This window comes from Xanthomonas sp. 4461 (assembly GCF_024806475.1).
GTDB classification, from domain to species: domain Bacteria; phylum Pseudomonadota; class Gammaproteobacteria; order Xanthomonadales; family Xanthomonadaceae; genus Xanthomonas; species Xanthomonas arboricola_F.
Genome location: NZ_JANTYV010000002.1, coordinates 357,569 through 381,071, shown reverse-complemented (window position 1 = coordinate 381,071; position 23,503 = coordinate 357,569). Strand labels below are relative to the sequence as shown.

The 23,503-nt window shown below is 65.1% G+C and carries 22 protein-coding genes and 1 other RNA gene; 10 read left to right on the top strand and 13 right to left on the bottom strand.

Translation table 11 applies throughout. The annotated features are described in order from the left end of the window. Positions 1 to 237: 237 nt before the first annotated feature. The gene (gene rlmB / locus FHY19_RS09400; RefSeq protein ID WP_046964963.1) at positions 238 to 987 is read left to right on the top strand and encodes a 23S rRNA (guanosine(2251)-2'-O)-methyltransferase RlmB; all 750 of its coding nucleotides are present in this window, start codon (positions 238 to 240) and stop codon (positions 985 to 987) included. 343 nt (positions 988 to 1,330) lie between these two features. Then, positions 1,331 to 4,255, top strand: a complete 2,925-nt coding sequence (locus FHY19_RS09395; protein WP_259166359.1) for a ligand-binding sensor domain-containing diguanylate cyclase — start codon at positions 1,331 to 1,333, stop codon at positions 4,253 to 4,255. Between the two features lie 216 nt (positions 4,256 to 4,471). Here FHY19_RS09395 and rnt read toward each other — a convergent pair whose 3' ends face one another. Further along, positions 4,472 to 5,107, bottom strand: coding sequence for a ribonuclease T (rnt, locus tag FHY19_RS09390; protein WP_259165224.1), 636 nt, complete (start codon positions 5,105 to 5,107; stop codon positions 4,472 to 4,474). Positions 5,108 to 5,612: 505 nt separating this feature from the next. Here rnt and FHY19_RS09385 point away from each other — a divergent pair. Further along, positions 5,613 to 5,679: non-coding RNA, sX9 sRNA (locus tag FHY19_RS09385), on the top strand. 147 nt (positions 5,680 to 5,826) lie between these two features. Here FHY19_RS09385 and FHY19_RS09380 read toward each other — a convergent pair. The 8 genes from FHY19_RS09380 to FHY19_RS09345 form a co-directional block, all read right to left on the bottom strand. Next, entirely contained in the window at positions 5,827 to 6,216 is a 390-nt protein-coding gene (locus FHY19_RS09380; RefSeq protein WP_259165216.1) for an RcnB family protein, read from the bottom strand. 121 nt (positions 6,217 to 6,337) lie between these two features. Next, the gene (phoU, locus tag FHY19_RS09375; protein ID WP_075285808.1) at positions 6,338 to 7,048 is read right to left on the bottom strand and encodes a phosphate signaling complex protein PhoU; all 711 of its coding nucleotides are present in this window, start codon (positions 7,046 to 7,048) and stop codon (positions 6,338 to 6,340) included. A gap of 128 nt (positions 7,049 to 7,176) precedes the next feature. Beyond that, complete coding sequence (pstB, locus tag FHY19_RS09370; protein WP_039420807.1) at positions 7,177 to 8,007, bottom strand: phosphate ABC transporter ATP-binding protein PstB; 831 nt, start codon at positions 8,005 to 8,007, stop codon at positions 7,177 to 7,179. A gap of 22 nt (positions 8,008 to 8,029) precedes the next feature. After that, positions 8,030 to 8,899: a phosphate ABC transporter permease PstA gene (pstA, locus tag FHY19_RS09365; protein ID WP_046964651.1), complete on the bottom strand. Its 870-nt coding sequence runs from the start codon at positions 8,897 to 8,899 to the stop codon at positions 8,030 to 8,032. After that, positions 8,899 to 9,873, bottom strand: coding sequence for a phosphate ABC transporter permease subunit PstC (gene pstC / locus FHY19_RS09360; protein WP_039420811.1), 975 nt, complete (start codon positions 9,871 to 9,873; stop codon positions 8,899 to 8,901). The genes pstA and pstC overlap by 1 nt, the downstream gene beginning before the upstream one ends. 112 nt (positions 9,874 to 9,985) lie before the next feature. Next, the gene (pstS, locus tag FHY19_RS09355; protein ID WP_259153668.1) at positions 9,986 to 11,077 is read right to left on the bottom strand and encodes a phosphate ABC transporter substrate-binding protein PstS; all 1,092 of its coding nucleotides are present in this window, start codon (positions 11,075 to 11,077) and stop codon (positions 9,986 to 9,988) included. Positions 11,078 to 11,413: 336 nt separating this feature from the next. Then, entirely contained in the window at positions 11,414 to 12,433 is a 1,020-nt protein-coding gene (gene pstS / locus FHY19_RS09350; RefSeq protein WP_259153671.1) for a phosphate ABC transporter substrate-binding protein PstS, read from the bottom strand. 196 nt (positions 12,434 to 12,629) lie between these two features. After that, positions 12,630 to 13,880, bottom strand: a complete 1,251-nt coding sequence (locus tag FHY19_RS09345; protein ID WP_259165209.1) for an OprO/OprP family phosphate-selective porin — start codon at positions 13,878 to 13,880, stop codon at positions 12,630 to 12,632. Positions 13,881 to 14,217: 337 nt separating this feature from the next. On the opposite strand from FHY19_RS09345, the gene FHY19_RS09340 reads away from it, so the two are divergent. The 3 genes from FHY19_RS09340 (at position 14,218) to FHY19_RS09330 (ending at position 16,905) form a co-directional block, all read left to right on the top strand. Beyond that, positions 14,218 to 14,538: a hypothetical protein gene (locus tag FHY19_RS09340; protein WP_259154002.1), complete on the top strand. Its 321-nt coding sequence runs from the start codon at positions 14,218 to 14,220 to the stop codon at positions 14,536 to 14,538. Between the two features lie 115 nt (positions 14,539 to 14,653). Then, positions 14,654 to 15,334 carry a carbonic anhydrase gene (locus FHY19_RS09335; protein WP_259153680.1) on the top strand — a complete coding sequence of 227 codons (681 nt, stop codon included), beginning with the start codon at positions 14,654 to 14,656 and terminating at the stop codon, positions 15,332 to 15,334. Between the two features lie 11 nt (positions 15,335 to 15,345). Next, positions 15,346 to 16,905, top strand: coding sequence for a SulP family inorganic anion transporter (locus FHY19_RS09330; RefSeq protein WP_259153682.1), 1,560 nt, complete (start codon positions 15,346 to 15,348; stop codon positions 16,903 to 16,905). A 406-nt stretch (positions 16,906 to 17,311) separates the two neighbouring features. Here FHY19_RS09330 and nth read toward each other — a convergent pair whose 3' ends face one another. Genes nth through FHY19_RS09315 form a run of 3 tightly spaced genes read right to left on the bottom strand, consistent with a single transcriptional unit; the run spans position 17,312 to position 19,180 of the window. Next, on the bottom strand, positions 17,312 to 17,977 hold the full coding sequence (nth, locus tag FHY19_RS09325) for an endonuclease III (RefSeq protein ID WP_259165207.1): 666 nt from the start codon (positions 17,975 to 17,977) through the stop codon (positions 17,312 to 17,314). Between the two features lie 41 nt (positions 17,978 to 18,018). Next, on the bottom strand, positions 18,019 to 18,390 hold the full coding sequence (locus tag FHY19_RS09320) for a hypothetical protein (protein WP_259153684.1): 372 nt from the start codon (positions 18,388 to 18,390) through the stop codon (positions 18,019 to 18,021). A gap of 7 nt (positions 18,391 to 18,397) precedes the next feature. Beyond that, on the bottom strand, positions 18,398 to 19,180 hold the full coding sequence (locus tag FHY19_RS09315) for an enoyl-CoA hydratase-related protein (RefSeq protein ID WP_259153685.1): 783 nt from the start codon (positions 19,178 to 19,180) through the stop codon (positions 18,398 to 18,400). Between the two features lie 164 nt (positions 19,181 to 19,344). Here FHY19_RS09315 and FHY19_RS09310 point away from each other — a divergent pair, with 164 nt between their 5' ends. The 4 genes from FHY19_RS09310 to FHY19_RS09295 all read left to right on the top strand — a co-directional run bounded on the left by FHY19_RS09310 (position 19,345) and on the right by FHY19_RS09295 (position 22,862). Further along, the gene (locus FHY19_RS09310; RefSeq protein ID WP_259153687.1) at positions 19,345 to 20,043 is read left to right on the top strand and encodes an FKBP-type peptidyl-prolyl cis-trans isomerase; all 699 of its coding nucleotides are present in this window, start codon (positions 19,345 to 19,347) and stop codon (positions 20,041 to 20,043) included. Between the two features lie 117 nt (positions 20,044 to 20,160). After that, a complete protein-coding gene (locus FHY19_RS09305; protein ID WP_259165200.1) occupies positions 20,161 to 20,958 on the top strand; it encodes a CoA pyrophosphatase in 798 nt (265 codons plus the stop codon). After that, positions 20,955 to 21,827 (top strand): sulfurtransferase, encoded by an 873-nt coding sequence (locus FHY19_RS09300; RefSeq protein WP_259165193.1) that lies wholly within the window; start codon positions 20,955 to 20,957, stop codon positions 21,825 to 21,827. Before FHY19_RS09305 ends, FHY19_RS09300 begins: the two co-directional genes overlap by 4 nt. An 87-nt stretch (positions 21,828 to 21,914) precedes the next feature. Further along, positions 21,915 to 22,862 carry a DUF1684 domain-containing protein gene (locus FHY19_RS09295; RefSeq protein ID WP_259165185.1) on the top strand — a complete coding sequence of 316 codons (948 nt, stop codon included), beginning with the start codon at positions 21,915 to 21,917 and terminating at the stop codon, positions 22,860 to 22,862. A gap of 43 nt (positions 22,863 to 22,905) precedes the next feature. On the opposite strand, the gene FHY19_RS09290 is transcribed toward FHY19_RS09295, so the two are convergent. Then, positions 22,906 to 23,481, bottom strand: a complete 576-nt coding sequence (locus FHY19_RS09290) for an N-acetylmuramoyl-L-alanine amidase (protein ID WP_259153692.1) — start codon at positions 23,479 to 23,481, stop codon at positions 22,906 to 22,908. Positions 23,482 to 23,503: the final 22 nt, after the last annotated feature.

Here is a 23,503-nt window from a genome sequence, read left to right as displayed (position 1 = left end):
GTCAGCGCAGTACGCGTCCAGGCACCGCCTCACGGCGGTCCACGCTGCGCGAAGACCGCCGGTGCAGTGATGCGGTTGCAGCGTGTACGGCGCAGTCAGTGACGCATGATTCCCGCAGGTGCCAGCGGCATTGCGGCGTCACCTTATCCGATTTTCCCAGGCCCATCCTTGCCCCGGCCGTGACGTAGCAGGCCGCAGGCCCTACCATTCCCCCTCATTTCTTCGTATGCCCGCGCAATGAGCAAGCAGAACCAGTGGATCGTCGGCGTCAACGCTGTCGCCTCGTCCGTCGAGAACGACGCCGACAACGTGCGCGAGGTCTTGATCGAGGCCGGTAGCAAGAACCCGCGTCTGACCGAGATCGAAGAACAGGCGCGCCGCAAGGGCATCGACGTGCGCCGGGTCAATACCCAGGCGCTGGACGGCGTCGGCGGGCAGGTGCGCCATCAGGGCGTGGCCGCGCGCTACGCCGCCGCGCGCCTGTGGGCCGAAAACGAACTGGAAGGCCTGGTCGAGGCCGCGCAAGGCCGCGCGCTGGTGTTGGTGCTCGATGGCGTGCAGGACCCGCACAACCTCGGCGCCTGTCTGCGTAGCGCTGCGGCGGCGGGGGTCACGGCGGTGGTGATTCCCAAGGACAAGTCGGCCACCGTGAACGCCACTGTGCGCAAGACCTCGGCCGGTGCCGCGGACCGCATTCCGGTGGTCGCGGTGACCAATCTGGCGCGCTGCCTGCGCGATCTGCAGAAGCAGGGCGTATGGCTGTATGGCCTGGCAGGCGAGGCCGAAGCGTCGTTGTACAGCGTGGACCTGCGCGGCAACGTCGGGCTGGTGCTCGGTGGCGAGGCCGATGGCCTGCGTCGCCTGACCCGCGAACACTGCGATGGTCTGGTCAAGATTCCGATGCCCGGCGATATCGAAAGCCTCAACGTGTCGGTCGCCACCGGCGTGACCCTGTTCGAGGCCGTGCGCCAGCGCCTTGGTGTCTGAGGACGGTGATTGAGGCGCGCCCGGGCGCTGCCCTGCGGCACGCACCCGGTCTGCTGCGCGCAGGCGTGTTGCCTGCAATCCGCGCAGATTGTGCCGCTGTGACTGGTGGGCAGGCGCGATCGATGGCGCCTACAACGCCGCCACGACAGGGATTTTGACGTCGAGTGGCGCACACGCCCAGCGCCGCTGCGACTTTTTGCCTACCATATCGTCAGCAAACGGCGTGTCATGTCTGATGAAACTTGGGGTGGGCGCCTGTGGTAGGGGCGGGAACGGGGGCGCCGGCATGGCGTCGGCACGATGGCAGGGGCAGTGGCGGCGCTGGCTGAGCGCTGCCGTCTGCATGTTGCTGGCGTTGTGCTCGCTGGCGGCGGTCGCCGCACCCGCCGGGACCGCCCAACTGCGCGATTACGCCATCGACAGCTGGAGTTCGCGCAGTGGCCTGCCGCACAACTCGCTGCGCGACATCGCCCAGACCCGCGATGGCTATCTGTGGTTCGCCACCTGGGAAGGGCTGGTGCGCTACAACGGCCTGGAATTCAACGTCATCGATCGCAGCACGCGCCCAGGCCTGCCCGATAACGGTGTCGGCGCCTTGTACGTGGATCGCGATGGCGCGCTGTGGCTGAGCGATGCGCGCGGCAATCTGGTGCGTCACGGCGCCGATGGGCAGTGGCGGCAATGGCAACGCAAGGGCCAGTGGCCGCAGGCATTGATCCACGCGATGACCATGGATGCGGACGGCCGGATGTGGCTGTTGTTCGAAGGGCACGGGCTGGGCTGCCTGTGGCCGGATGGCCGCTTCGACTATTTCCCGCCGCGCGATGGGGTGCCGCTGCAGAGCAGCTTTCCGCGCATGCTGTTCGATGCCCAGGGCCGGCTGCTGATCGGTACGCTGGACGGCCTGATCTACCGCGAGCCCGACGGGCGCATGCATCGCGCACCTGCCGCGTTCGGCTTGCCGCCCGGCCTGGCCTGGCCGTATCGCGCCCCGGATGGCACGGTATGGGTGGTCGCGGGCGAGCAGCTGTATCGCCTGCACGACGAGCGCGCCGAGCTGGTGCATCGGCTGGCGGGGCAGGGCCACTTCACCGCGATGCTGCAGGATCGCAATGGCGATCTGTGGCTGGGCAGCGAAAATGAGGGCCTGCTACGGATCGGCAGTCATGGGGTGGAGCATTTGCCGGCAGGCCGCAGCCTGCCCACCGGGCGCATCGTCAGCCTGCGCGAAGATGCGGAGGGCAGCATCTGGGTCGGCGCCAACGGCGGCCTGTTCCGCTTGCGCGAGACTTTGTTCAGCAGCTACAGCCAGCGCGATGGGCTGAGTGGCGACTACGCGCGAGCCGTGCTCGAAGATCGCGATGGCAGTCTGTGGATCGCCAGCACCGCTGGTCTGGACCGCATGCTGCCGGACGGCCGGATCGTGCCGGTTCCTGTCGCCACGCCGTCCGGACGCCGGCTGTCGGTGCTCAGCCTGGCGCTCGACCGGCAGGGCAACCTCTGGGTGGGCACCTATGCCGACGGCGTCTTCGTGCTGCGCGATGGCCGGGTGCTGCAGCACTACGGTGAGGCCGACGGCATCCCCAGTGGCCATATCCGCGCCATCGTGATCGATGCGCGCGATGCGGTGTGGCTTGCCACTCAGCGCGGCGTGGTGCAACTACAGGATGGCAGGCGCGTGCCGGCGACGATCCAGGGCCTGCCCGATGGCGTGGTGACCGCGTTGGCCAGCATCGACGGCGCGCTGTGGATCGGCTCGGTCGATGGCGCGGCGGTATTGCGCGACGGCAAGTTGCAGCAGCTGGATCTGGAGCGCCTGGGTGGCGCGCGCAGCGTGTTCGGCTTCCAGTCGATCGGCGATGCGGTGTGGATCTCCACCGATCGCGGCCTGTATCGCGTGCGCGGCGGCACGCTTGCACGTGTTGGCCTGGAGCAGGGTATGCCGGTGGATACGGTGTTCCAGCTCGTGAACGACCGGCTGGGCAATGCGTGGATCAGCAGCAATCGCGGCGTCCTGCGCACCGAGCTTGCCGCGCTCGATGCGGTCGCCGATGGGCGCGGCCAGCTTGCCATCGAGCGCTATGGCGAGATCGATGGCATGGGCAGCGCACAGGCCAACGGCAGCTCCGGCCCCAGCATGATCGAACGTGCCGATGGCACGCTGTGGGTGGTCACCGCCGGCGGTGTGAGCACGGTAGATCCGACGCGCCTGCAGCGGTTTCGCGAGCGACGCCCACCGCCGCCGCTGATCGAAAGCGTGCAGCAGGACGGTCGGCCGCTGGCCTGGCGCCAACAGGCGCAGTTACCTGGTGGCTATCGGATCAATGTCTCGTATGTGGGCATGAGTTTCCTGCTGTCCGAGCGTATCGAATACCGAACGCGTCTGGACGGCCTGGACAATGTGTGGATCGCGCGTGGCCGGCAGCGCAGCGTGGAGTTCATCGGCTTGCCGCCCGGGCACTACACCCTGCGCGTGGCCGCACGCCATCCGGGCGGTGCGTGGAGCCGGCAGGAAGCGCGCTGGACTTTCGATGTACTGCCGCTGTGGTGGCAACGCCACGATGTGCGGTTTGCTGCGGTACTTGGCGCGATTCTGGCGCTGGCCCTGCTATATCGGGCGCTGCTGCATCGCTACAGGAGCCATAACGCGCGTCTGGCCGAGCTGGTGCGCAAGCGCACGCAGGATCTGCAGCTGCAGGCGCAGCGCCTGCTGCAGGCCAATCAGGAGAAAAGCGAGTTGTTGACGCGCCTGCGCATCAAGTCCGACGTGTTCGAGCGCCAGGCGCATGAAGACGCACTGACCGGCTTGCCCAACCGTCGCCACTTCGACGAAGCGCTGGCGCGCGACATCAGCCGCGCACGTCGCAGCGGCCGGCCGTTGGTGCTGGCGATTCTGGACATCGATCATTTCAAGCGCATCAACGACCGCTACTCGCACGCCAGTGGCGATGCGGTGCTGCATGACGTCGGCGAGCTGCTCACCGAAGCCGCGCGCACCTCGGATCTGCCTGCGCGCCTGGGCGGCGAAGAATTCGCGCTGCTGCTGGCCGAGACCACCCTGAGCGAGGCACAGGTGCTGTGCGAGCGCCTTCGCATGCTGTTCCATGCGCGCGCCGACTGGGGCGACGTGGAAGGGCTGCAGGTGACCTTCAGCGCCGGCCTGGCCGAGTTGCGCGACGACGATACCGGCTCGTCGCTGATGCAGCGCGCCGATCACGCGCTGTACGTAGCCAAGAGCGCAGGCCGCGACCGGATTTGTGTGGGTTAGAGGCCGGGATTGGGGAGTCGTAACAGCACTGTCGGTGGTGCTTTTGTTCCCGTGCCGGGCGGTGGGGAACTACCACGGCCCGCACCGCAGGCCGGGGGGCACTGTTGCAACCGGTCATGCGGTGCGCATCGGCTGCTCCTGTTGCAGCTTCAGCCGAGCGATCTTTCAGCCGCGCACAAACCTGGCCCTTGCCAATCCCGAGTCCCCAATCCCGCCCTAAACAGGCCCCGGCCAGGCATTGGCGATCGTGCAGAACAGCCGCGCGGTCTGCTCGGTGTCGTAGACCGCGCTGTGCGCATCGGCGGTGTTCCAGTCCAGGCCGGCGGCCTGCGCGGCACGCGCCAATACGGTCTGCCCGTAGGCCACGCCGGCCAGGGTCACCGTATCGAACACGCTGAAGGGGTGAAACGGATTGCGTTTATGCCCCACGCGCGCAACCGCAGCGTTGAGGAAGTTCAAATCGAAATGCGCGTTATGCCCGACCAGGATGGCGCGCTGACACCCGTACTTCTTCACTGCGGCGCGCACGGGGGCGAACACGTGGTCCAGCGCGTCCTTTTCCTGCTTGGCAAAACGGAACGGGTGATCGAGCACGATGCCGGTGATCTCCAGCGACTTGGGGTCGATCTCCAGGCCCGGTGCCGGCACCAGATGCGCGCTGGCGGTTTCGCCGGGAAAAAAACGCCCGTCGGCATCCATCTCGATCGGCACGCAGGCGATTTCCAGCAGCGCGTGCTTGTTCCAGTCGAACCCGCCGGTTTCCACGTCCACCACCACGGGCAGATAGCCGCGGAAACGCCGCGACATGGGCAAAAAGGAGGGGGCAGGCTGCGGATCGACCGGTGCGTTCATCTGTATAGCCTAGCAGGTCGCACCCCGGGCTCGGCCGGTGCACCACGCCCGGTCTCTTCGCCGTCGGTCCGGCGAGCCGGTCGACAGGCCAGGCGTCGCCGCGCATCGCCAGGATGCTGCCGAGGCCCAGCGGCGGTTGGTGCAGTGACGCGGCGGATGGATCGCCAGGCAGCGGGGCCTGTGACGGTCAATGGCGGGGCTCAGCAGGGCGGACAGACCGGACGAGCAGTCGTCAGCAAGGTCTGGACGATCCCTGCAGAAGCGCCGTGCACGCGTCGTGCATGTTCGCGCCGAGCAACGGCAAGGTCCATCCGGAGGGGAGCTCAGAACGTGGTGTTAGCTGCTTCAGAAGGAAGCCGCGTCCTGATCAGAAAGTCGCCTGGTGCCCCGCCGTCCGCAGGCGTTTACGCCGATAAGCCATGCATCGATTCAGAGCGGCTAGCCAAACGACTGCGCTCAGCGCCAGGGGCCGCGGCCGGTGCTCGGTGCGGCATATCGGTGCGGCATCGACCACTCGTAGACTCCGGTCACTCCGCGTCCCCCTCACGACTGATCGCTACGTGTTGTTAGCCGCTGTAAATGCACCGCATCGCGTCTGTTCGATGCGCCATGGGTCGCTGCGGCTTCGCTCCGCCATCCAGAGCACAACTGCACGCAACAGAAGGCCCGATCCGCGTTGCCACGGACCGGGCCTGACTGATGACACCGACACGTCGGAATCAGTTCCCGCCGACCACGCTGGCGATCACGCCGGTTGCGATGGCAATCAGCACGTACTGATTGTCTACGCGCCGCCACTCATGCCCGCGCGGCGGTTGCTTGAGATGATGCTTGCGGTAATCGGCAACGTGGCTGCCGCGATGGTCCGGGGCCAGGCGCTCGCCGCGGTGGAAGGGCGGGCCATGGCGACTGTTGCGATCGTCGTGGTGTGCGCTGCGTCGGTCGTCGCGCTTGTCGTTGCGACGATCGTCATGCCGGTCCGGGCCATGCGCGTCGTGGCGCTGCTCGATGCGGTCGTGATCGTGATCGTCATGCTGCTGGGGTGCGGCGAACGCGGCACCCGAGGCCAGCAGCGACACAACCATGAAAGATCCAATGAGGCGCTTCATCTGCATACTCCTGCACCACAGGAACGGCCTGTGCACCACCACCGTAGGGATGTGAAGCTGAATACGCAATGAGACTGTCGGTCGCCCAATACCGGCGCGCTGTGCCGACACCTTGCTGCGATCAGATCACGCCGGTGGTGCTGGTCTCGTCGCGCTTCAGACGCGGCGGCAGCGGCTGTTCGCCGTGCACCAGGAACCACACGTTCTCGGCGATGTTGGTCGCATGGTCGCCGATGCGTTCCAGGTTCTTGGCCATGAACAGCAGGTGCGTGCATGGCGTGATGTTGCGCGGGTCTTCCATCATGTAGGTCAACAGCTCGCGGAACAGCGCCGTGTACTGCGCATCCAGGCGTGCATCTTCGTCGCGGACACGGATCGCTGCATCGGCATCCTTGTTGCGATACGCCTGCACGGCTTCGCGCACTGCATCGGCCGCCATCTGGCCAAGCGCGCGCAGGCCCACCGTTTGCGGCAGCGGCGGTGCGGAATTGAGTGCGATCGAACGCTTGGCGACGTTGGCCGCGTAGTCGCCGATGCGCTCGATATCCGCAGGAATCCTCAGGCCGGCCAGAATCTCGCGCAGATCGCGCGCCATCGGGCCGCGCAGTGCCAGACGCATCACGTCGTGGCTGATCGCGTGTTCCAGTGCGTCGATCGCCTCGTCGTTGACCACGATGCGATGCGCAGCATTGTCGTCGCGACGCTCCACCACATCCAGCGCCGCTTCCAGCTGCGCCACCGCCGTGTCGCCCATGCGCACGATCTCGGCAACAAGACGGTGCTGCTCCTCGTCGTAGCTTTTGACGATGTGGTCGTTGAGGTGCTGGTTCATCGTGTTCTCGATTCTTGGCAGTGGTGGATGTCCGCCTTGACCTTGGCGGTCTGGCACGTGAAGCAATTGTCGTGCCGGTATGTGCGATGGCGTTGCGTCAGTGCGGTGTTGCGACGGCTCGCCTTACATCAACCGAACCGGCCGGTGATGTAGTCCTCGGTCTGTTGCTTGGAGGGCTGGGAAAAAATGGTTTCGGTACGGTCGTGCTCGATCAGGTCGCCCAGATACATGAAGGCGGTGTAGTCGGACACGCGTGCGGCCTGCTGCATGTTGTGGGTCACGATCACGATGGTGTAGTCGCGCTTGAGTTCTTCCACCAACTGTTCGATACGGCTGGTGGAAATCGGGTCCAGCGCCGAGGTGGGTTCGTCCAGCAGCAGCACGTCCGGCCGCAGCGCGACTGCGCGCGCAATGCACAGGCGCTGCTGCTGACCGCCAGACAGGCCCAGCGCGCTTTGCCCCAGCTTGTCCTTGACCTCGTCCCACAACGCGCCCTGGCGCAAGGCCTGTTCCACGCGGTTCTGCATGTCGGGCTTGGACAGTTTCTCGTGGTGACGGATGCCGTAGGCAACGTTTTCGAAGATGGTCATCGGAAACGGCACCGGCTTCTGGAACACCATGCCCACCTTGCTGCGCAGGCGGTTCATCGGGTACTTCGGCGACAGGATGTTTTCGCCATCCAGCAGCACTTCGCCGCGCGCTTCCATCTTCGGGTACAGCGCATAGATGCGGTTGAAGATGCGCAGCAGGGTCGACTTGCCGCAACCGGACGGACCGATCAGTGCGGTGACGCGCTTTTCCGGAATCTCGATGTCGATGCTCTTGAGCGCGTGGTACTTGTCGTAATAGAAATCCAGATTGCGTGCGGCCACCTTCACCGGCGCCTGCGCCGTCGGCGCCCCCTTGGCGGCCGGAACAGCGATGCGATGCATCGGCTTGGCGTTTTGGAGATCGTTCATGTCGGGTGTCCGGAAAGAAAGGTCAGTCATTGGAAATCTTGTTACGCAACAGCAGCGCACGTGCGCCCAGGCTCACCAACAGGACGAACACGGTCAGCACCAGTGCGCCGGACCAGGCCAGGGTCTGCCAGGATTCGTACGGGCTGCCTGCAAACTGGTTCATGATCACCGGCACGCTGGCCATCGGTTGGAAGATGTTGCTGTTCCAGTATTGATTGCCGAATGCAGTGAACAGCAGCGGTGCGGTTTCGCCGCTGATGCGTGCCAGCGCCAGCAGCACGCCGGTGAGAATGCCGGCCGAAGCCGCGCGGTACAGCACCTGCACGGTGACCTTCCACTGCGGAATGCCCAGCGACAATGCCGCTTCGCGCATCTGCGCCGGTACCAGCCGCAACATCTCGTCGGTGGTACGCACCACCACCGGCAGCACGATGAAGGCAAGCGACAACGCGCCTGCAAACGCGGAGAACCGCCCGCCGGTCTGCATCACGTACAGGGTGTAGACAAACAGGCCCAGCACGATCGACGGCGCCGACAACAGGATGTCGTTGACGAAGCGCACCACGATGCCGGCCTTGCGCGCATTGCCGTATTCGGCCAGCCAGGTGCCGGCTGCCACGCCCAAGGGCGTGCCGATCGCCAACGCCAGCCCGCACATCACGGCGCTACCGAAGAAGGCATTGAGCAGGCCGCCTTCCTGCATCGGCGGCGGTGTCATCTTGGTAAACAGATTGAGATCGATGCCGGGCACGCCCTTGGACAACAAGGTCCACAGAATCCACGCCAGGAAGAACAGCCCGAACAGCGCGGTGATGCACGACAACAACAGTGCCACCACATTGGTGATGCGGCGCCGGTTGTACAGCGATTGCGAAACCGAAGATGCAGACATCAGTTGCCCTCCCGGCGCGACAGCTGCATCAGCATGAAGCGTGCAATCGCCAGCACGATGAAGGTCACGATGAACAACACAAAGCCCAGCAGCAACAAGGCCGAGCGATAGGTTTCGGTGGCTTCGCCGAAGTCATTGGCGATCAACGCGGCGATGGTGGTGCCGGGCTCCAGCAGCGAGGGCGACAGCCGCACCGTGTTGCCGACCACGAAGGCCACCGCCATGGTTTCGCCCAGGGCGCGTCCCAGCCCGAGAAACACGCCGCCGATCACCGCAGAGCGAGTGTAGGGCAGCACGATGTCCCAGCTGACTTCCCACTTTGTGGAGCCCAGTGCGTAGGCCGACTCCTTCAGCCGTGTCGGCACGGTCAGGAACACCTCGCGCATCACCGAGGAGATAAACGGGATCACCATGATCGCCAGCACGAAGCCTGCGGTGAGCAAGCCGATGCCCAGCGGCGGGCCTTGAAACAACGGGCCGATCACCGGCAGCGTGCCCAGGTGATCGTTGAGCCATGGCGTCACGTGTTCGGTCATCACCGGCACCAGCACGAACAGGCCCCACATGCCGTAGATGATGGAGGGGATGCCTGCCAGCAATTCGATCGCCGTGCCGACCGGCCCGCGCAACCAGCGCGGCGCCACTTCGGTGAGAAAGAACGCGATGCCAAAACTCACCGGCACCGCGATCACCATCGCAATCAGTGCGGTGACCAGGGTGCCGTAGATCGGCGCCAGCGCGCCGTATTTGTTTTCGACCGGATTCCAGTCGGCGGAATAGAAAAAGCTCAGGCCCTGCATCTGCAGTGCGTGGCGTCCGCCCCACAACATCGATAGCGCGGCGCTGCCGAGCGCCAACAGGACGAACACGACGGTGGCGGCCAGCGCAAGCTTGAACAGGCGATCGGCGCGCGCATCGCGCAGGTCGCGGCCGCGGGGTGCGGTCATCGCTTCGGGAAGGGCGGTGGCATTCATTCGATTGAACTCGTCACCCGCGCACTGGCGGGAGCGTGAGACATCAGGAACGGTGAGGCGCCCGCAGGCACCTCACCGCCGCGCAGCCCACCGTGCAGGCGGGATGCAGGCATTACTTGAACTCGCTGCCCCAATAGGCCTGGATCTGCTTCACCAGCTCCGGCGGCAGCGGCACATAATGCAGCTCGCTGGCCTGGGCCTGGCCGTTCTCCAGCGCCCACTTGAAGAAGTCCAGCGTCGCCTTGCTGCGCGCCGCGTCCTTGGCCTGCTTGTGCATCAGCATGAAGTTGGTGGCGGTGATCGGCCAGGCCTTTTCGCCCGGCGCATTGGTGATCACCAGGTTGAAGTCCTTGGCATTGGCCCAGTCGGCGCTGGCGGCAGCGGCGGCAAAGCTGTCTGCATTCGGCTCCACCCACTGGCCGGCAGCGTTCTGCAGCGAGGTGTACGGCATCTTGTTCTGCAGCGCGTAGGCCAGCTCGACGTAGCCGATCGAACCCTTGATCTGCTGCACGTACGATGCCACGCCTTCGTTGCCCTTGCCGCCGACGCCACCGGGCCACTGCACGGAGGTGCCTTCGCCGACCTTGCTCTTCCACTCCGGGCTGACCTTGGACAGGTAGTTGGAGAAGTTGAAGGTGGTGCCCGAACCGTCCGAGCGGTGCACCAGATTGATCTTGGTGGCCGGCAGGGTCACGCCCGGGTTGGCCGCGACAATCGCCGCGTCGTTCCACATGCTGACCTTGCCCAGGAAGATGTCGCCCAGCAGCGCGCCGGTCAGGCGCAGCTTGCCCGGGGCGATGCCTTCCAGGTTGACCACCGGCACCACGCCGCCGATGGCGGACGGAAACTGGCCCAGGCCGGCCTGCTGCAGTTCGGCGCTATCGAGCGGCTTGTCGGTCGAGCCGAAATCCACCGTGCCCGCCTTGATCTGGGCAATACCGCCGCCCGAACCGATCGACTGGTAGTTGACCTTGTTGCCGGTCGCAGCGTTGTAGTCGGCCGACCACTTGGACACCAGCGGGTAGATGAAGGACGCACCGGCACCGGAGATTTCCGCGGCCTTGCTGTCGCTGGCAGTGGCGCCTGCGCCGGGAGCGCCCTTGGCGGCATCGCCGGACTGCGCGTCCTTGCCGGGCGAGCACGCGGCCAGGGCAAGGGCGATGGTGAGGGACAGGGCGGTCAGGCTGGCCGACTGCAGTTTCATGGAAGCTCCGAGGCTGGATTGGCCGGGTGTCCGGCAGACCACGCTATGAAATGATGTTTTTGTTACACCCGCATGACAGTGCCTTTTAGAAGAGGCATCACAAAAAAAGACGCGGATCGCGGAGGGCGTCGCACCCCCCGAGACCCGCGTCCCGGTTCCGACGCCGGGGAGAGAGACGGCGTCGTTCCTGTCTTGCTGAGAGTGGCCAGTCAACGTGACACGCAGGTGTCAGTCCGGCCTGGTGGAGCACGCCAAGCCTGTGCTTGTGCGCAATCACCGTGTTCGACGGCAGCCGCATGCACCTGGCGATGCATGCGGCAACCTCGCTGCCTGCGGTTAGTGCGGCAGGTTCTTGGCCCAATACCCTTCGATCTGCGTCACCAGGCTGTCCGGCAGCGGCACGTAGTCCAGCGCCTTGGCCTGCGCATCGCCCTTGCTGTAGACCCAGCGGAAGAACTCCAGGGTGTTCTTGAGCCCAGCGGCGTTCTTCGGCTTCTTCTGCACCAAAATGAAGTTGGTGGCAGTGATCGGCCAGGCGTTGTCGCCGGCGGCATTGGTCATCACCAGGTAGAAGTCCTTGGCCGAGCCCCAGTCGGCGCTGTTGGCCGCGGCGGCAAACGTCTCATCGGACGGCTGTACGAACTTGCCGGCGGCGTTCTTCATCGCGGTGTAGGCCATCTTGTTCTGCAGCGCATACGACAGTTCGACATAGCCGATGCCGCCCTTGATCTGCTTCACGTAGGCAGCCACGCCCTCGTTGCCCTTGCCGCCGATGCCGGTCGGCCACTGCACGGCGGTGCCTTCGCCGACCTTGCTCTTCCAGTCCGGGTTGACCTTGGACAGGTAGTTGGTGAAGTTGAAGCTGGTGCCCGAGCCGTCGGAGCGGTGCACCACGGTGATCTTGCCTTCGGGGAGCTTCACGCCCGGGTTGAGTGCGGCGATGGCCGGATCGTTCCAGGAGCTGACCTTGCCCAGGAAGATGTCGCCCAGGGTCTTGCCATCGAGCTTGAGCGCGCCGGCGGCAATGCCCGGGACGTTGACCACCGGCACCACGCCGCCGATCACCGACGGGAACTGCGCCAGGCCGGCAGCGGCCAGCTCTTCCGGCTTCAGCGGGGCGTCGGAGGACCCGAAGTCCACGCTGGCCGCCTTGATCTGGGCAATGCCGCCGCCCGAGCCGATCGATTGATAGTTGACCTGCTTCTTGGTAGCGGCGTTGTAGTCGGCCGACCACTTGGACATGACGGGGTAGATGAAGGACGCACCGGCGCCGGTGACATCGGCAGCCTGGGCGCACAAAGCCAGCGAGGCGGCGAGCATGCCGACGGCCAGACGGGTCTTGAAGGAATGGGTCACGGAACAGCTCCAGAGAAGGTAGGGATCGCGACGTCCCGCGGTGGCGCCATTGCAGGGCAAGGGCATGACCGTGAGGTGTCGGAGAGATGACAGAAACAAGATGGCCCCGGGCAAGTGCGCGCTGCAACACGTCGAGGCGGATCCGTCCACCGCATGCGCTCGGGCGAGCGCACACGGTGACCAGGGACGCAGACGCTTACCAATAGAACTGCGCACGCGCTTCGATGATCGACGGGTTGTCATCGACCAGGCCGCGCGTGGCACTGCTGTAACGGGTGCTTTCCACCTTCGCGTAGTCCAGCGCCAACTTGAAGTTGGAGCGCCAGTACCAGTTGGCGCCGACGGTCCACACGTTCATCTTGCCGCCGAGTACGCCATCCACGAACGGGGTGTTGCCGTTGGCGATCAGGTGACCATCGTTGAGATCCAGGGTGTCGTAGCGCACGGCCAGCTGCCACAGGCCCGATGCCGGTTCGTTCGGCAGCGGGGTAGTCGGCACACCGGCCTTGTAGCCCCAGGTTTCGCCGGTGATGTTCCACACGCCGCTGACGTACCAACCGTCGCTCTTGTAGTCCTGCGCGTTGTTGCCGATGCGCTTGGCGTTTTCCTGGAAGTACTCGCTCTGCAGCTTGAACGGGCCGGTGACCCACATCGCCTCGGCACCGGCCACACCCACGCGATCGACATTGGTAATGGCGCCGCTGTCGATCAGGCGGATGGTGGTGAGGTCGGCGTCCGGACGTGCGCGCAGGCGCAGGGTGTCGTCGTCGGTGTCGTAACCCAGGTAGCTGAGGCCAAAGTGCAGCACGTTGCCGCTTTCGTTGATCGGCGCCCAGGTGCCGCGCGCGCCGTAGCCGCTGCCATGCGCCTGGTTACGCGTCAGTTCGCGGCCGAACGCGCTGGCGGTGACGCTCCAGTTGTTGTCGCCCATGCCGTACGCCACGCCCAGCCGGCGCGAGATACCGTAGGTGTTGGTCACCGACGCCTTGGAGACGAAGTCGTTGTTCTTGGTGCTGGACAGTTCTTCCAGGCTGTTGGGCTGCTTGAACTGACCGATCTGCAGATAGGTGTTGGCGTTGCCGCCGAACTTGTACTTGACGTTGTTGTCCAGGAACCGCCCGGTGCTGCGGATGGTGGTGCCGCGGATGGTGACCTCCTTCAGCACGCTCGGGTCGTACCCGGCCACCCATTCAAAGTTGCCCGGGCCCTTGCCCTTGAGCACCAGCTCGGCGCGGCGGATGCTGAATTCGGAATTGTCGCCATTGGCGCCGATCGGACCATTGAGGTCCTGCACATCGTTGTGGAACCAGTTGCCGTCGGCCTGGACCAGGCCTTCCAGCGAGATCTCCGAGCCGCCGATCATATCGATGGCGATTTCGGCATGCGCGGCGGGCGCGCTCAGTGCCAGCAACAGGGCCGAGCCAAGCAGGGTGGGAGCGAGATTCATAGATGCCTTGCGACATGAGGAAGTGGGCGCAGGCTATGGCGTGAAGGTTGCGTTAATGTGACAAAACAACAGAATCGTCATAAACGATTTTTGTCAATAAAGACAATACTTTACGTGTGTTTAGACTGTGTCACCGTGTGTCAAAAATCTGAACGGCGCTGCCATGTGACAGTGCTCTGCGTCACGCTCGTTTGGCTGCTTTCGCGGTCGTCCGGCATGGCGACCTGAACCGCAGTTCCTTTCCGCTGAACGTATGTGTCAGCTTGTGCAACGCACCACTTGCGCATGCAGCTTCTAAATTGTTAGTTTCGAGGCCATGTTTCCTCGATTCCTCCAATTGCTGTTGGTCTGCCTGCTCGCGCTCACCGCGTGGTCGGCAGCCAATGCACACACGCGCATCCACAATGCGTTGGTGGGCGATGGCTTGGCGGTGATGGTGGATGCTGGTGAAGAACGTGATGCAGCAGAAGATCCGCAGGACGAAGGCGATACACAAAGCCAAGTCGATACACAGCCTGCAGACGATATCCCCTTGCTCTCCCAAGCATGGCCGATGCTGGCGCGGTATTCCCCTTCTTGGCACGCGCATCACGCGCCGGCAAATCAAAAACGCGACCTGATCCCGCAACTGCGTCCTCCAAACGCATTGCTTGGCTGATCCACGCTGTCGCTGTACCCGGTGCGTTGCGCGCCGGACTTCCTATTGATTTGTTTGTCTTTGCAATTCGCGGTTTGCGCCGCGGAGAGCCATTCGTTGCCTAGAGGAATCTCCCATGGAAAGTTTGCTAGAAGGTTTTCGTCATTTCCGTAAGGAAGTGTATCCGCGCCAGAGTGCGCTCTTTCAGGAGCTGGCCGGCGGCCAGAGCCCGCATACCCTGTTCATCACCTGCGCCGACTCGCGCGTCATGCCGGAGCTGATCTTCTCCGCGCAGCCGGGCGAACTGTTCGTCTACCGCAATATCGGCAACGTGGTGCCGCCGTATTCCCAGCATGTCAGCGGCGTGGTTGCGGCAATCGAATACGCAATCGCCGTTCTGGGCGTGCGTCACATCGTGATCTGCGGTCACACCGACTGCGGCGCGATGAAGGCCGTGCTCAAGCCGGAATCGCTGGAAGACGTGCCGTCGGTGGCGGCGTGGCTCAAGCACACCGATGCCGCGCGGCATGTCACTGCCCACCACGGCCACGACCCGGCCAGCCACGATGCGCTCAGCTGCATGACCGAAGAGAACGTGGTCTCGCAGCTGGACCATCTGCGCACGCAGCCGGTGGTCGCAGCGCGTCTTGCGGCTGGCACCTTGCGCATCCACGGCTGGATCTACGACATCGCCCATGGCGATATCCGCGCCTTCGATGCAGAGAAGGGTGGCTTCCGTCCGTTGCTGGGCGAGAACACTCCCGAAGCCACCCCGCGCCCGCGACTGCAACAAGTCGTTCGCGCTGAACTCGCCTGACGGAGTCGATCATGAACACATCAGGTATCGGCGGATATTTCCGTCAGGGACTGTTCGGGCGTGATTTGTTGTCGTCTGTCGTGGTCTTTCTTGTCGCGCTGCCGTTGTGCATGGGTATTGCGATCGCGTCCGGAATGCCGCCGGCCACAGGTCTGATCACCGGCATCATCGGTGGGCTGGTCGTTGGCTTCCTGGCGGGCTCTCCTTTACAGGTGAGCGGTCCGGCCGCCGGCCTGGCTGTGTTGGTGTTCGAACTGGTGCGTGAGCACGGCGCTGCCGCGCTTGGTCCGGTGATCCTGGTGGCCGGTGCGATCCAATTGGTGGCCGGCCTGTGCCGGGCTGGCGTGTGGTTCCGCATGACATCGCCGGCCGTGGTGGCCGGCATGTTGTCGGGCATCGGCATCCTGATCGTGGCATCGCAGGCGCATGTGTTGATGGATGCTGCGCCCAAGGCGCGTGGCTTGGAGAACTTCGCCGCATTGCCTGCCGTGTTGTGGCAGGCGGTCAGCGAAGGCACCGGCCGCACGGCGTTGTTCGTGGGTCTGGCGACGATCGGCATCATCCTGGCCTGGGACAAGTTGCGTCCACAGCGTCTGCGCTTTTTGCCGGGTGCCCTGATCGCTGTGGTTGCGGTCACCGCGACGGCGCAGCTGCAGGGCCTGGACGTCAATCGTGTCGACGTTCCGAGCAACCTGTTCTCGGCGATCAGCATCCCCAGCATCTCCGACATCTTCGGCGTGTTCAATCACACCTTGCTGGTGTCGGCGGTGACCTTCGCCTTCATCGCCAGTGCCGAAACGTTGTTGTCGGCGGCGGCGGTGGATCGCATGCATCAGGGTGCGCGGACGCAGTACGACCGTGAGCTGGCGGCGCAGGGCGTGGGCAATATGCTGTGCGGCTTCCTGGGCGCGTTGCCGATGACCGGCGTGATCGTGCGCAGTGCGGCCAATGTGCAGGCCGGTGCGGCCACGCGTGCGTCGACCATCCTGCATGGCGGTTGGTTGCTGGTGTTCGCAATGCTGCTGCCATGGCTGCTGCGGATGACGCCGGTGGCCTGTCTGGCCGGCATCCTGGTCTACACCGGCGTGAAGATGATCAAGATCGGTCAGGTCAAGGAGTTGGCGACCTACGGTCGTGGAACTGCGGCCATCTATCTGGCGACCACCTTCGCGATCGTGGCGACCGACCTGCTGACCGGCGTGCTGATCGGCTTCGGCCTGTCGCTGTTCCGTCTGGCCTTGCACTCCTCGCGCCTGAAGGTCGAGGTGCGCGAGCACGCCGACAAGAAGGACGAAATGCACCTGACCCTGCAGGGTTCGGCAACGTTCCTGAAAGTGCCGGCAATGGCGCGGACGCTGGAGAGTGTGCCGCCGAACACCGCGCTGCATCTGGACGTGGCCAAGCTGCATCACGTCGACCATGCCTGCATCGAACTGCTGCGCGACTGGAGCCGGAATGCGGCTTCGCGCGGATGCGAGCTGGTGGTGGACTGGAAGGAACTGGACCGACGCGTCGAAGGTCAGCCGACCGTGGAAAGCGTGCCGGTAGACGAACCGCGCAAAGCGGCGTAATCAGTGACAAACGCCCGGCGTTCGCGCCGGGTGACAGCTGTCGTGACCGGATGATGCATGGCGCCGAAAGACGCATCATCCGGTCACGATTTTTTTTTGGCGGGATTCGAGAATCGGGAATCGCAACGGCTTTTTGCGTTGACGGTACTAGATTGTTTTGACGGCACCAGGGGGCGAACGCGGGCCCGTGTGTCGCTGTTTTAGGGGGTGGCTGTGCTACAGCGTGTCCGCCACGTGCTCTTGAAGCGGCTCAACAAGCGCGGCGAGAGTCTCGGGGTGGCTGTGGCTGGCGCGCTCAGGACCGGAATGCCGGAATGCGCGAGTTGCAACGCCGCAGCCGCACCGGGCACTGGCGGCGCCCGCCTGGCGGTGAGGGCATCGTTGCGTTGGCTGCGCTTGGACCGGCTCAGCGCGTCGACGCTGACGGCCGTTCGGCGGGCGCCGGGGTCTTGTCCCGGTAGCGGCACAGGTCGTGGATCACGCAGCCCGGGCAATCGGGTTTGCGCGCCTTGCAGACGTAGCGGCCGTGCAGGATCAGCCAGTGGTGCGCATCGTCCAGGAAGTGCGCGGGAATGACCTTGACCAGCTTGTCCTCCACCACGCGCACATCCTTGCCCGGTGCAAGGCCGGTGCGGTTGGCGACACGAAAGATATGCGTGTCCACGGCCATCGTCGGTTCGCCGAATGCGGTGTTGAGCACGACGTTGGCGGTCTTGCGGCCGACGCCGGGCAGGGCTTCGAGCGCCGCGCGATCGTGCGGCACCTCGCCGCCGTACTGCTCGAGCAGGATGCGGCAGGTGGCGATGACGTTCTTGGCCTTGGCGTTGAACAGGCCGATGGTCGCGATGTAGCGTTTCAGCCCTTCTTCGCCAAGATCGAGAATGTCGCGCGGGGTATTGGCGACCGGATACAGCTTGCGGGTGGCCTTGTTGACGCCGACATCGGTGGCCTGCGCCGACAGCAACACCGCGATCAATAATTCGAACGGCGTGGTGTATTCCAGCTCGGTGGTCGGGTGCGGATTGAGTTCGCGCAGACGCTCGAACATTTCCTGTATTTCAGGCTTGCGCATGGTGCTGCCGCGGCGTGCCGGCGGGGCCGTCTGTGCAACGTTCAAGGCTGCGTGCCTCCGGCTGCCTTGGCCTTGGCACGCGCAAGGATCGCCGCGGCCAGCGGCGGCAACGCAGCCGCTGTCGGCTGGCTGGGCGCCGGTGCGGGTGCACGCCGCGCGTCGCGCTCGGCGGCGCGGCGTTGCAGGCGCGCGGCACGTGCGCGATAGCGTTCGCGCGCGGCCCATGCAGCGTGCAGGCGTTGCTGTGCGGCGCGCAGGGTTGCAACCATCGGTGCATCCGCTGCATCGAGGTGCGGCTCGGGCTGGTAGTCCATCAGGCCAAGCTGCAGTGCGCGATCGAGATCGTCCGCTTGCACGCAGTCGAACAGGTGCAAGGCCAGTGCGCGCGGTGTCGGCATGGGGGCGTTCGGCATCGGGGGCTCAGCGGTTGTGGAACTGTGCGGCGCGCTTGTCGAGGAACGCGCGGGTGCCTTCGCGCATGTCTTCGCTGGCGAACAACAGCGCAAATTGCGCGGTTTCCAGCTGCAGGCCTTCTTCGATGCCGCATTCGCCGCCAAACACGACCGCGTCCAGAATGCCGCGCAACGCCAATGGCGCGGCGCTGGCCAGCTGTTGGGCCAAGGCCTGGGTTTGTTCCTGCAAGGCGTCCGGTTCGACGACGCGATTGACCAGGCCCAGTTGCACGGCGCGCGCTGCATCGATCGGCATGCCGAGCAGGCACAGCTCCAGTGCTGCGGCACGTCCGGTCAGGCGCAACAGGCGCTGGGTGCCGCCGAAGCCGGGAATCAGGCCAAGATTGATTTCCGGCTGCCCCAGGCGGGCGGTGGACGCGGCGATGCGCAGATGGCAGGCCATTGCCAGCTCCAGCCCGCCGCCAAGCGCAAATCCGTTGACCATGGCGATCACCGGTTTGGGCATGCGCTCGATCCGGCGCATCAAACGCTGGCCGACCAGTGAGAATTCGCGGCCGTCCATCGCCGACAGGTCGCTCATTTCCGCGATGTCCGCACCGGCCACGAAGGACTTGGGCCCGGCGCCGGTGAGGATCACCACGCGCACATCGTCGGCATCGGCCGCGTCCACGAACGCCTGGTCCAACGCCAGCATGGTGTCGCGGTTCAATGCGTTCAGTTTGTCCGGCCGATTGACCGTAATGGTCCGGACACTGGCGTGATCGGCGATCAGAATGACGTCATTGGACATGGCAAACCCTTGCGAACGTAAAAAAATAGTAAATACGGAACTTCCGAAAGCCTTGCTGGTCATAGCTTTCGTGATAAGTAGCGGTTCGGTATCGCGGCCGCTATCCTAGCGCGTCATCTCAGGCGGCAGACCCGTCCTGTGCCACCACCCTGGAGAATTGTTTGATGAAGTTGCGTTCTATCGCGGTCGCTGTGGCGGCCCTGGCCCTGACGGGCAATGCACTGGCCCAGGACACGACGTCCGAAAAGGGCAAGTTGAGCTATTACTTCGGTTACGACTACGGCAATAACCTTGCCGAGCTCACCGGTCGCGGCGAGCAGCTCGACATCAACGCGGTGGTAAAGGGTCTGCAGGACGCCTATGCCAAGAAGCAGCCGGCGATCACCGCCGACCAGCTCAAGCCGGCGGTCGAAGCGTTCCAGAAGCGCGAGCAGGGCCGTGCCCAGCAGGCCAAGGCCGAGTACGACAAGGCCGCCGCTGCCAACAAGACCAAGAGCGACGCATTCCTGGCCAAGAACAAGGGCACCGCCGGCGTGCAGACGCTGCCGAGCGGCGTGCAGTACCGCGTGATCGAGGCGGGCAAGGGCGCCAAGCCGACCCAGGCCAGCACCGTGCAGCTGGAAGTGGCCGGTCCGTTCCCCTTCGGCGACCGCGAGAAGGCGCGTCCGGCCCAGCAGATCCCGGCCATCAAGGTCAGCGAAGTCGAAATGAAGGCCATGCGCGAAACCCTGCTGCAGATGCCGGCCGGCTCCAAGTGGGAAGTGACCTTGCCGTCGGATCAGGCCTATGGCGCCGACCCGCGTACGCCGTTCCCGCCGAACGTGGCCGTGCAGTTCGAGATCAAGCTGGTCAGCGTCAAGTAATTGCGCTTGCTGTTGCACTGACAACGCCGGCCACCAGGCCGGCGTTGTCGTTTTGGCCTGGCCGACTTGCCTGAAGAAGCCGATGAAACATCCACGCCGCGTCTGCGGAAACGAGCGATGAGCGACGCCGATTCCAATCGCGGGGATCTGCCCAGCCCGTGTATCGGTGTATGTTCGTTGGACGCGCAGTCGCACTGTGTCGGCTGCTTGCGCAGCCTGGATGAAATCGCACGCTGGATGAGCATGAGTGACGCCGAACGCCAGGAGTTATTGCATACCGTGTTGCCTGCACGCGGGCTGATGGCGGCGCTGCCCGAATACGCGCAGTTGCGCCGGGCGCTGTATCCGCTGGACACCGCACCCGACGGCCCAGGCTGGAACCATGCCGAATTGATCGACCTGAGCGAAGGGGGCGCATCCGCCGAAGCGGCGGTGCTGTGCGGCCTGGTGCCGCGCGAGCAGGGCACGATGGTGCTGCTGACCCGGCGCACCGACAGCCTGCGCCACCATGCCGGGCAGGTCAGCTTCCCTGGCGGGCGGATGGAGCCCTCCGATGCCGACGCGGCAGCGGCGGCGTTGCGCGAGAGCTGCGAGGAGATCGCGCTGGGCGCGCAGCAGGTGCATGCGCTGGGATATCTGGATCCGTTCCTGACCGTCAGCGGGTTTCGGGTGACGCCGGTGGTGGCGGTGATCGACCCTGCGTTCGTGGCCGTGCCGCAACCGGAGGAAGTGGCCGAGATCTTCGAGGTGCCGCTGGCCTATCTGATGGATCCGGACAATCTGCGCAGCGTGGAGCTTGAGTTCCGCGGCCGTCCACGTCGCGTGCTCGAGTACGCCTGGCCCGGGCAGCGTATCTGGGGCGCCACCGCGGCCATTCTTCTCAATCTTCGTCGTCGCCTGGAGCAGGTTGCATGAGTGCCGATCCGAACTGGACCACGCTGGTCGATAGCGCCACCCTGGCGGCAGCATTGACGTACCCACAGCTGCGGCTGCTCGACGCGCGCGCCGCGCCGCCGACTGCCCCCGACCCGCAGGCGGCGCGCAAGGCGTATGCCCAGGGGCATCTGCCCGGTGCGCATTACGTCGATCTCGATCACGACCTGGCCGACCTGTCGCGTGCCGATCAAGGGCGCCATCCGTTGCCGCGCAGCGCCGACTTCGCCGGGCGCCTGGGTGCGTGGGGCATCGATCCGCAGAGTCAGGTGGTGGTCTACGACGCCGGCGATGGCAGCATGGCCGCCGCACGCGCGTGGTGGATGCTGCGGCTGATGGGGCATCGCCGCGTGGCGGTGCTCGATGGCGGACTGGCCGCCTGGCGCGCCGCCGGTCTGGCGCAAACCACCGAGCCGCCGGCAGTACACGACGGCGCTGCGTACCCCGGCAGTTTCGACGCCGATGCCGTGGTGGACGCCGACCAGATCCTGGCGCGACTGGGGCAGGCTCCGGGTTGGCTGCTGGATGCGCGCGCAGGCGAGCGCTTTCGGGGTGAGGTGGAGCCGATCGACCCGGTTGCCGGGCATGTGCCGGGTGCGGTGAGTCGCCCGCTGGGTCTGAGCATCCGCGATGGCCGTTTCAAGCCGGCCGACGAATTGCGTGGCGAGCTGTCTGCATTGCTGGGCGCGTACCGGCCCGAGCAGGCCGTGGTGATGTGCGGGTCGGGCGTGACCGCCTGCCACCTGCTGTTGGCGTTGGAAGTGGCTGGCCTGTCAGGTGCGCGCGTGTATGCCGGTTCCTGGAGCGGCTGGTTGCAGGATCCGGCGCGCCCGGTCGCGACCGCTTCCTGATCAGGCACAATACTGGCAGGAATGGTGGTCTGTGGGGACGCAGGCTCGCTGCGCGGAGCGCAGTTTCTTGCAGTGGTGGGTGGATGCATGCGGTTGCAGTTGCAGAAGGGCGCCTTGTGCGTCGCGGTGATGGCGATGGCTGCGTGTTCGGCAAGCTCTGGTGATGCCGGCGATGTGCGTGTCTCCACGCGTTCGACGACCGATAAGCAGCTGTATCGGCTCGCGCTGGAACGTGTGCGCGCGCAGCGGCTGGCGCAGGTGCGCGCCCCCGATGGCTGGCTGAGCTACACCGGCTCCGGCCGCGTGCGTGCAGGTCGGTATCAGGTGGGCAGCGATCTGCGCAGCGATCTCGTCCTGCCTGCCGGCCCCGCACAGCTGGGCGAGCTGAGCCTGGATGCGCAGGGGCACGCGCGCTTCAAGGCGGCGGCCGGAGCGGCGGTGCGCTTGAACGGACAGCCTGTGCTTGACGTCGGCCTGACACCGGAGCGCGCGGGCCAGCGTGGCGACCGGCTCGACGTGGGCGAGCGTCAGTTCTACCTGGTGCAGACCGGCACGTTGTTCGGCTGGCGTTTTCGCGACCAGTCAGCGCCGGCGTTGAACGCATTTCAGGGGTTTGAGTATTTTCCGATCGATCCGCACTGGCGGGTCGATGCACGCTGGCAGCCGTATGCCATGCCTCGCTCGGTGACCCTGCTGACATCCATCGGCACACCATTGACGGTCCAGGTTCCGGGCGAGGCGGTCTTTACCCGCAGTCGTCAGGAATACCATCTGCAGGCGATCGCGCAGGACGATGGCAGCGGCCTGTTCTTTCTGTTTACCGATCGCACCAGCGGCAAGGAAAGTTATGGTGGCGCGCGCTATCTGTTCACGGCGATGCCGCGCGATGGCCGTGTGCTGCTCGATTTCAATCTCGCCGAAAATCCACCCTGCGCGTTCACCCCGCACGTGGTCTGCCCGATCGCGCCACCGGAAAACCGGCTGGCAGTGGCGGTAAATGCCGGCGAAAAAACCTATCGCGCCCTGGACCCCTGATCGATCGAGTATTGGGGGCGTTGCCGACGCGTGAGCTGCGCCCTCAACGCAATGCGTGCGCCCAGCCGATCGCCGCTTCGATCCGTGGCCATGGAAACAACGGCCCGGGATCGAGCTTGCGCTGGATCTTGCGTGCGGGATCGTCGCTGGCCGCTTCCTGGGTGGTGTCCAGTTCCTGATGACCGGCAATGCGACGCACCGATGGCAGCTGCTGCTGCAGCCATTGCAGCAAGGTGACCAGTGCGGCGATCTGCACGTCCGGATACGGTTCGTGCATCACCTGATGGCGCGAGTCCAGCCAGTGCGGATAGCGGCCGCTGTTGACCAGTTCGATGCCCAGGGTGTGGGGATTGTGGCCGCGCACGTGATGCGCCACGCGCTCCAGCGCCACGTACTGCTGGATGCTGCCGTTGCGATCGATGTAGTAATGCCCGCTGTTGCCGGTGCCGCTGTCGTAGAGCACGCGCTCGCCGTAGTCGCGCGCCATCGCCATGTCCGGTAGTTCGGTGCAGTGGATGACCACCATGTCGATGTGCTCGAGCCGGCGGCGGGCCAGTCGCGATTGATAAGGCAACGGCGCGTAGGTGATCGGCGGCGACGGCAGGACGGCATCGGACATGAAGCGAATGCTAGCATTGCCC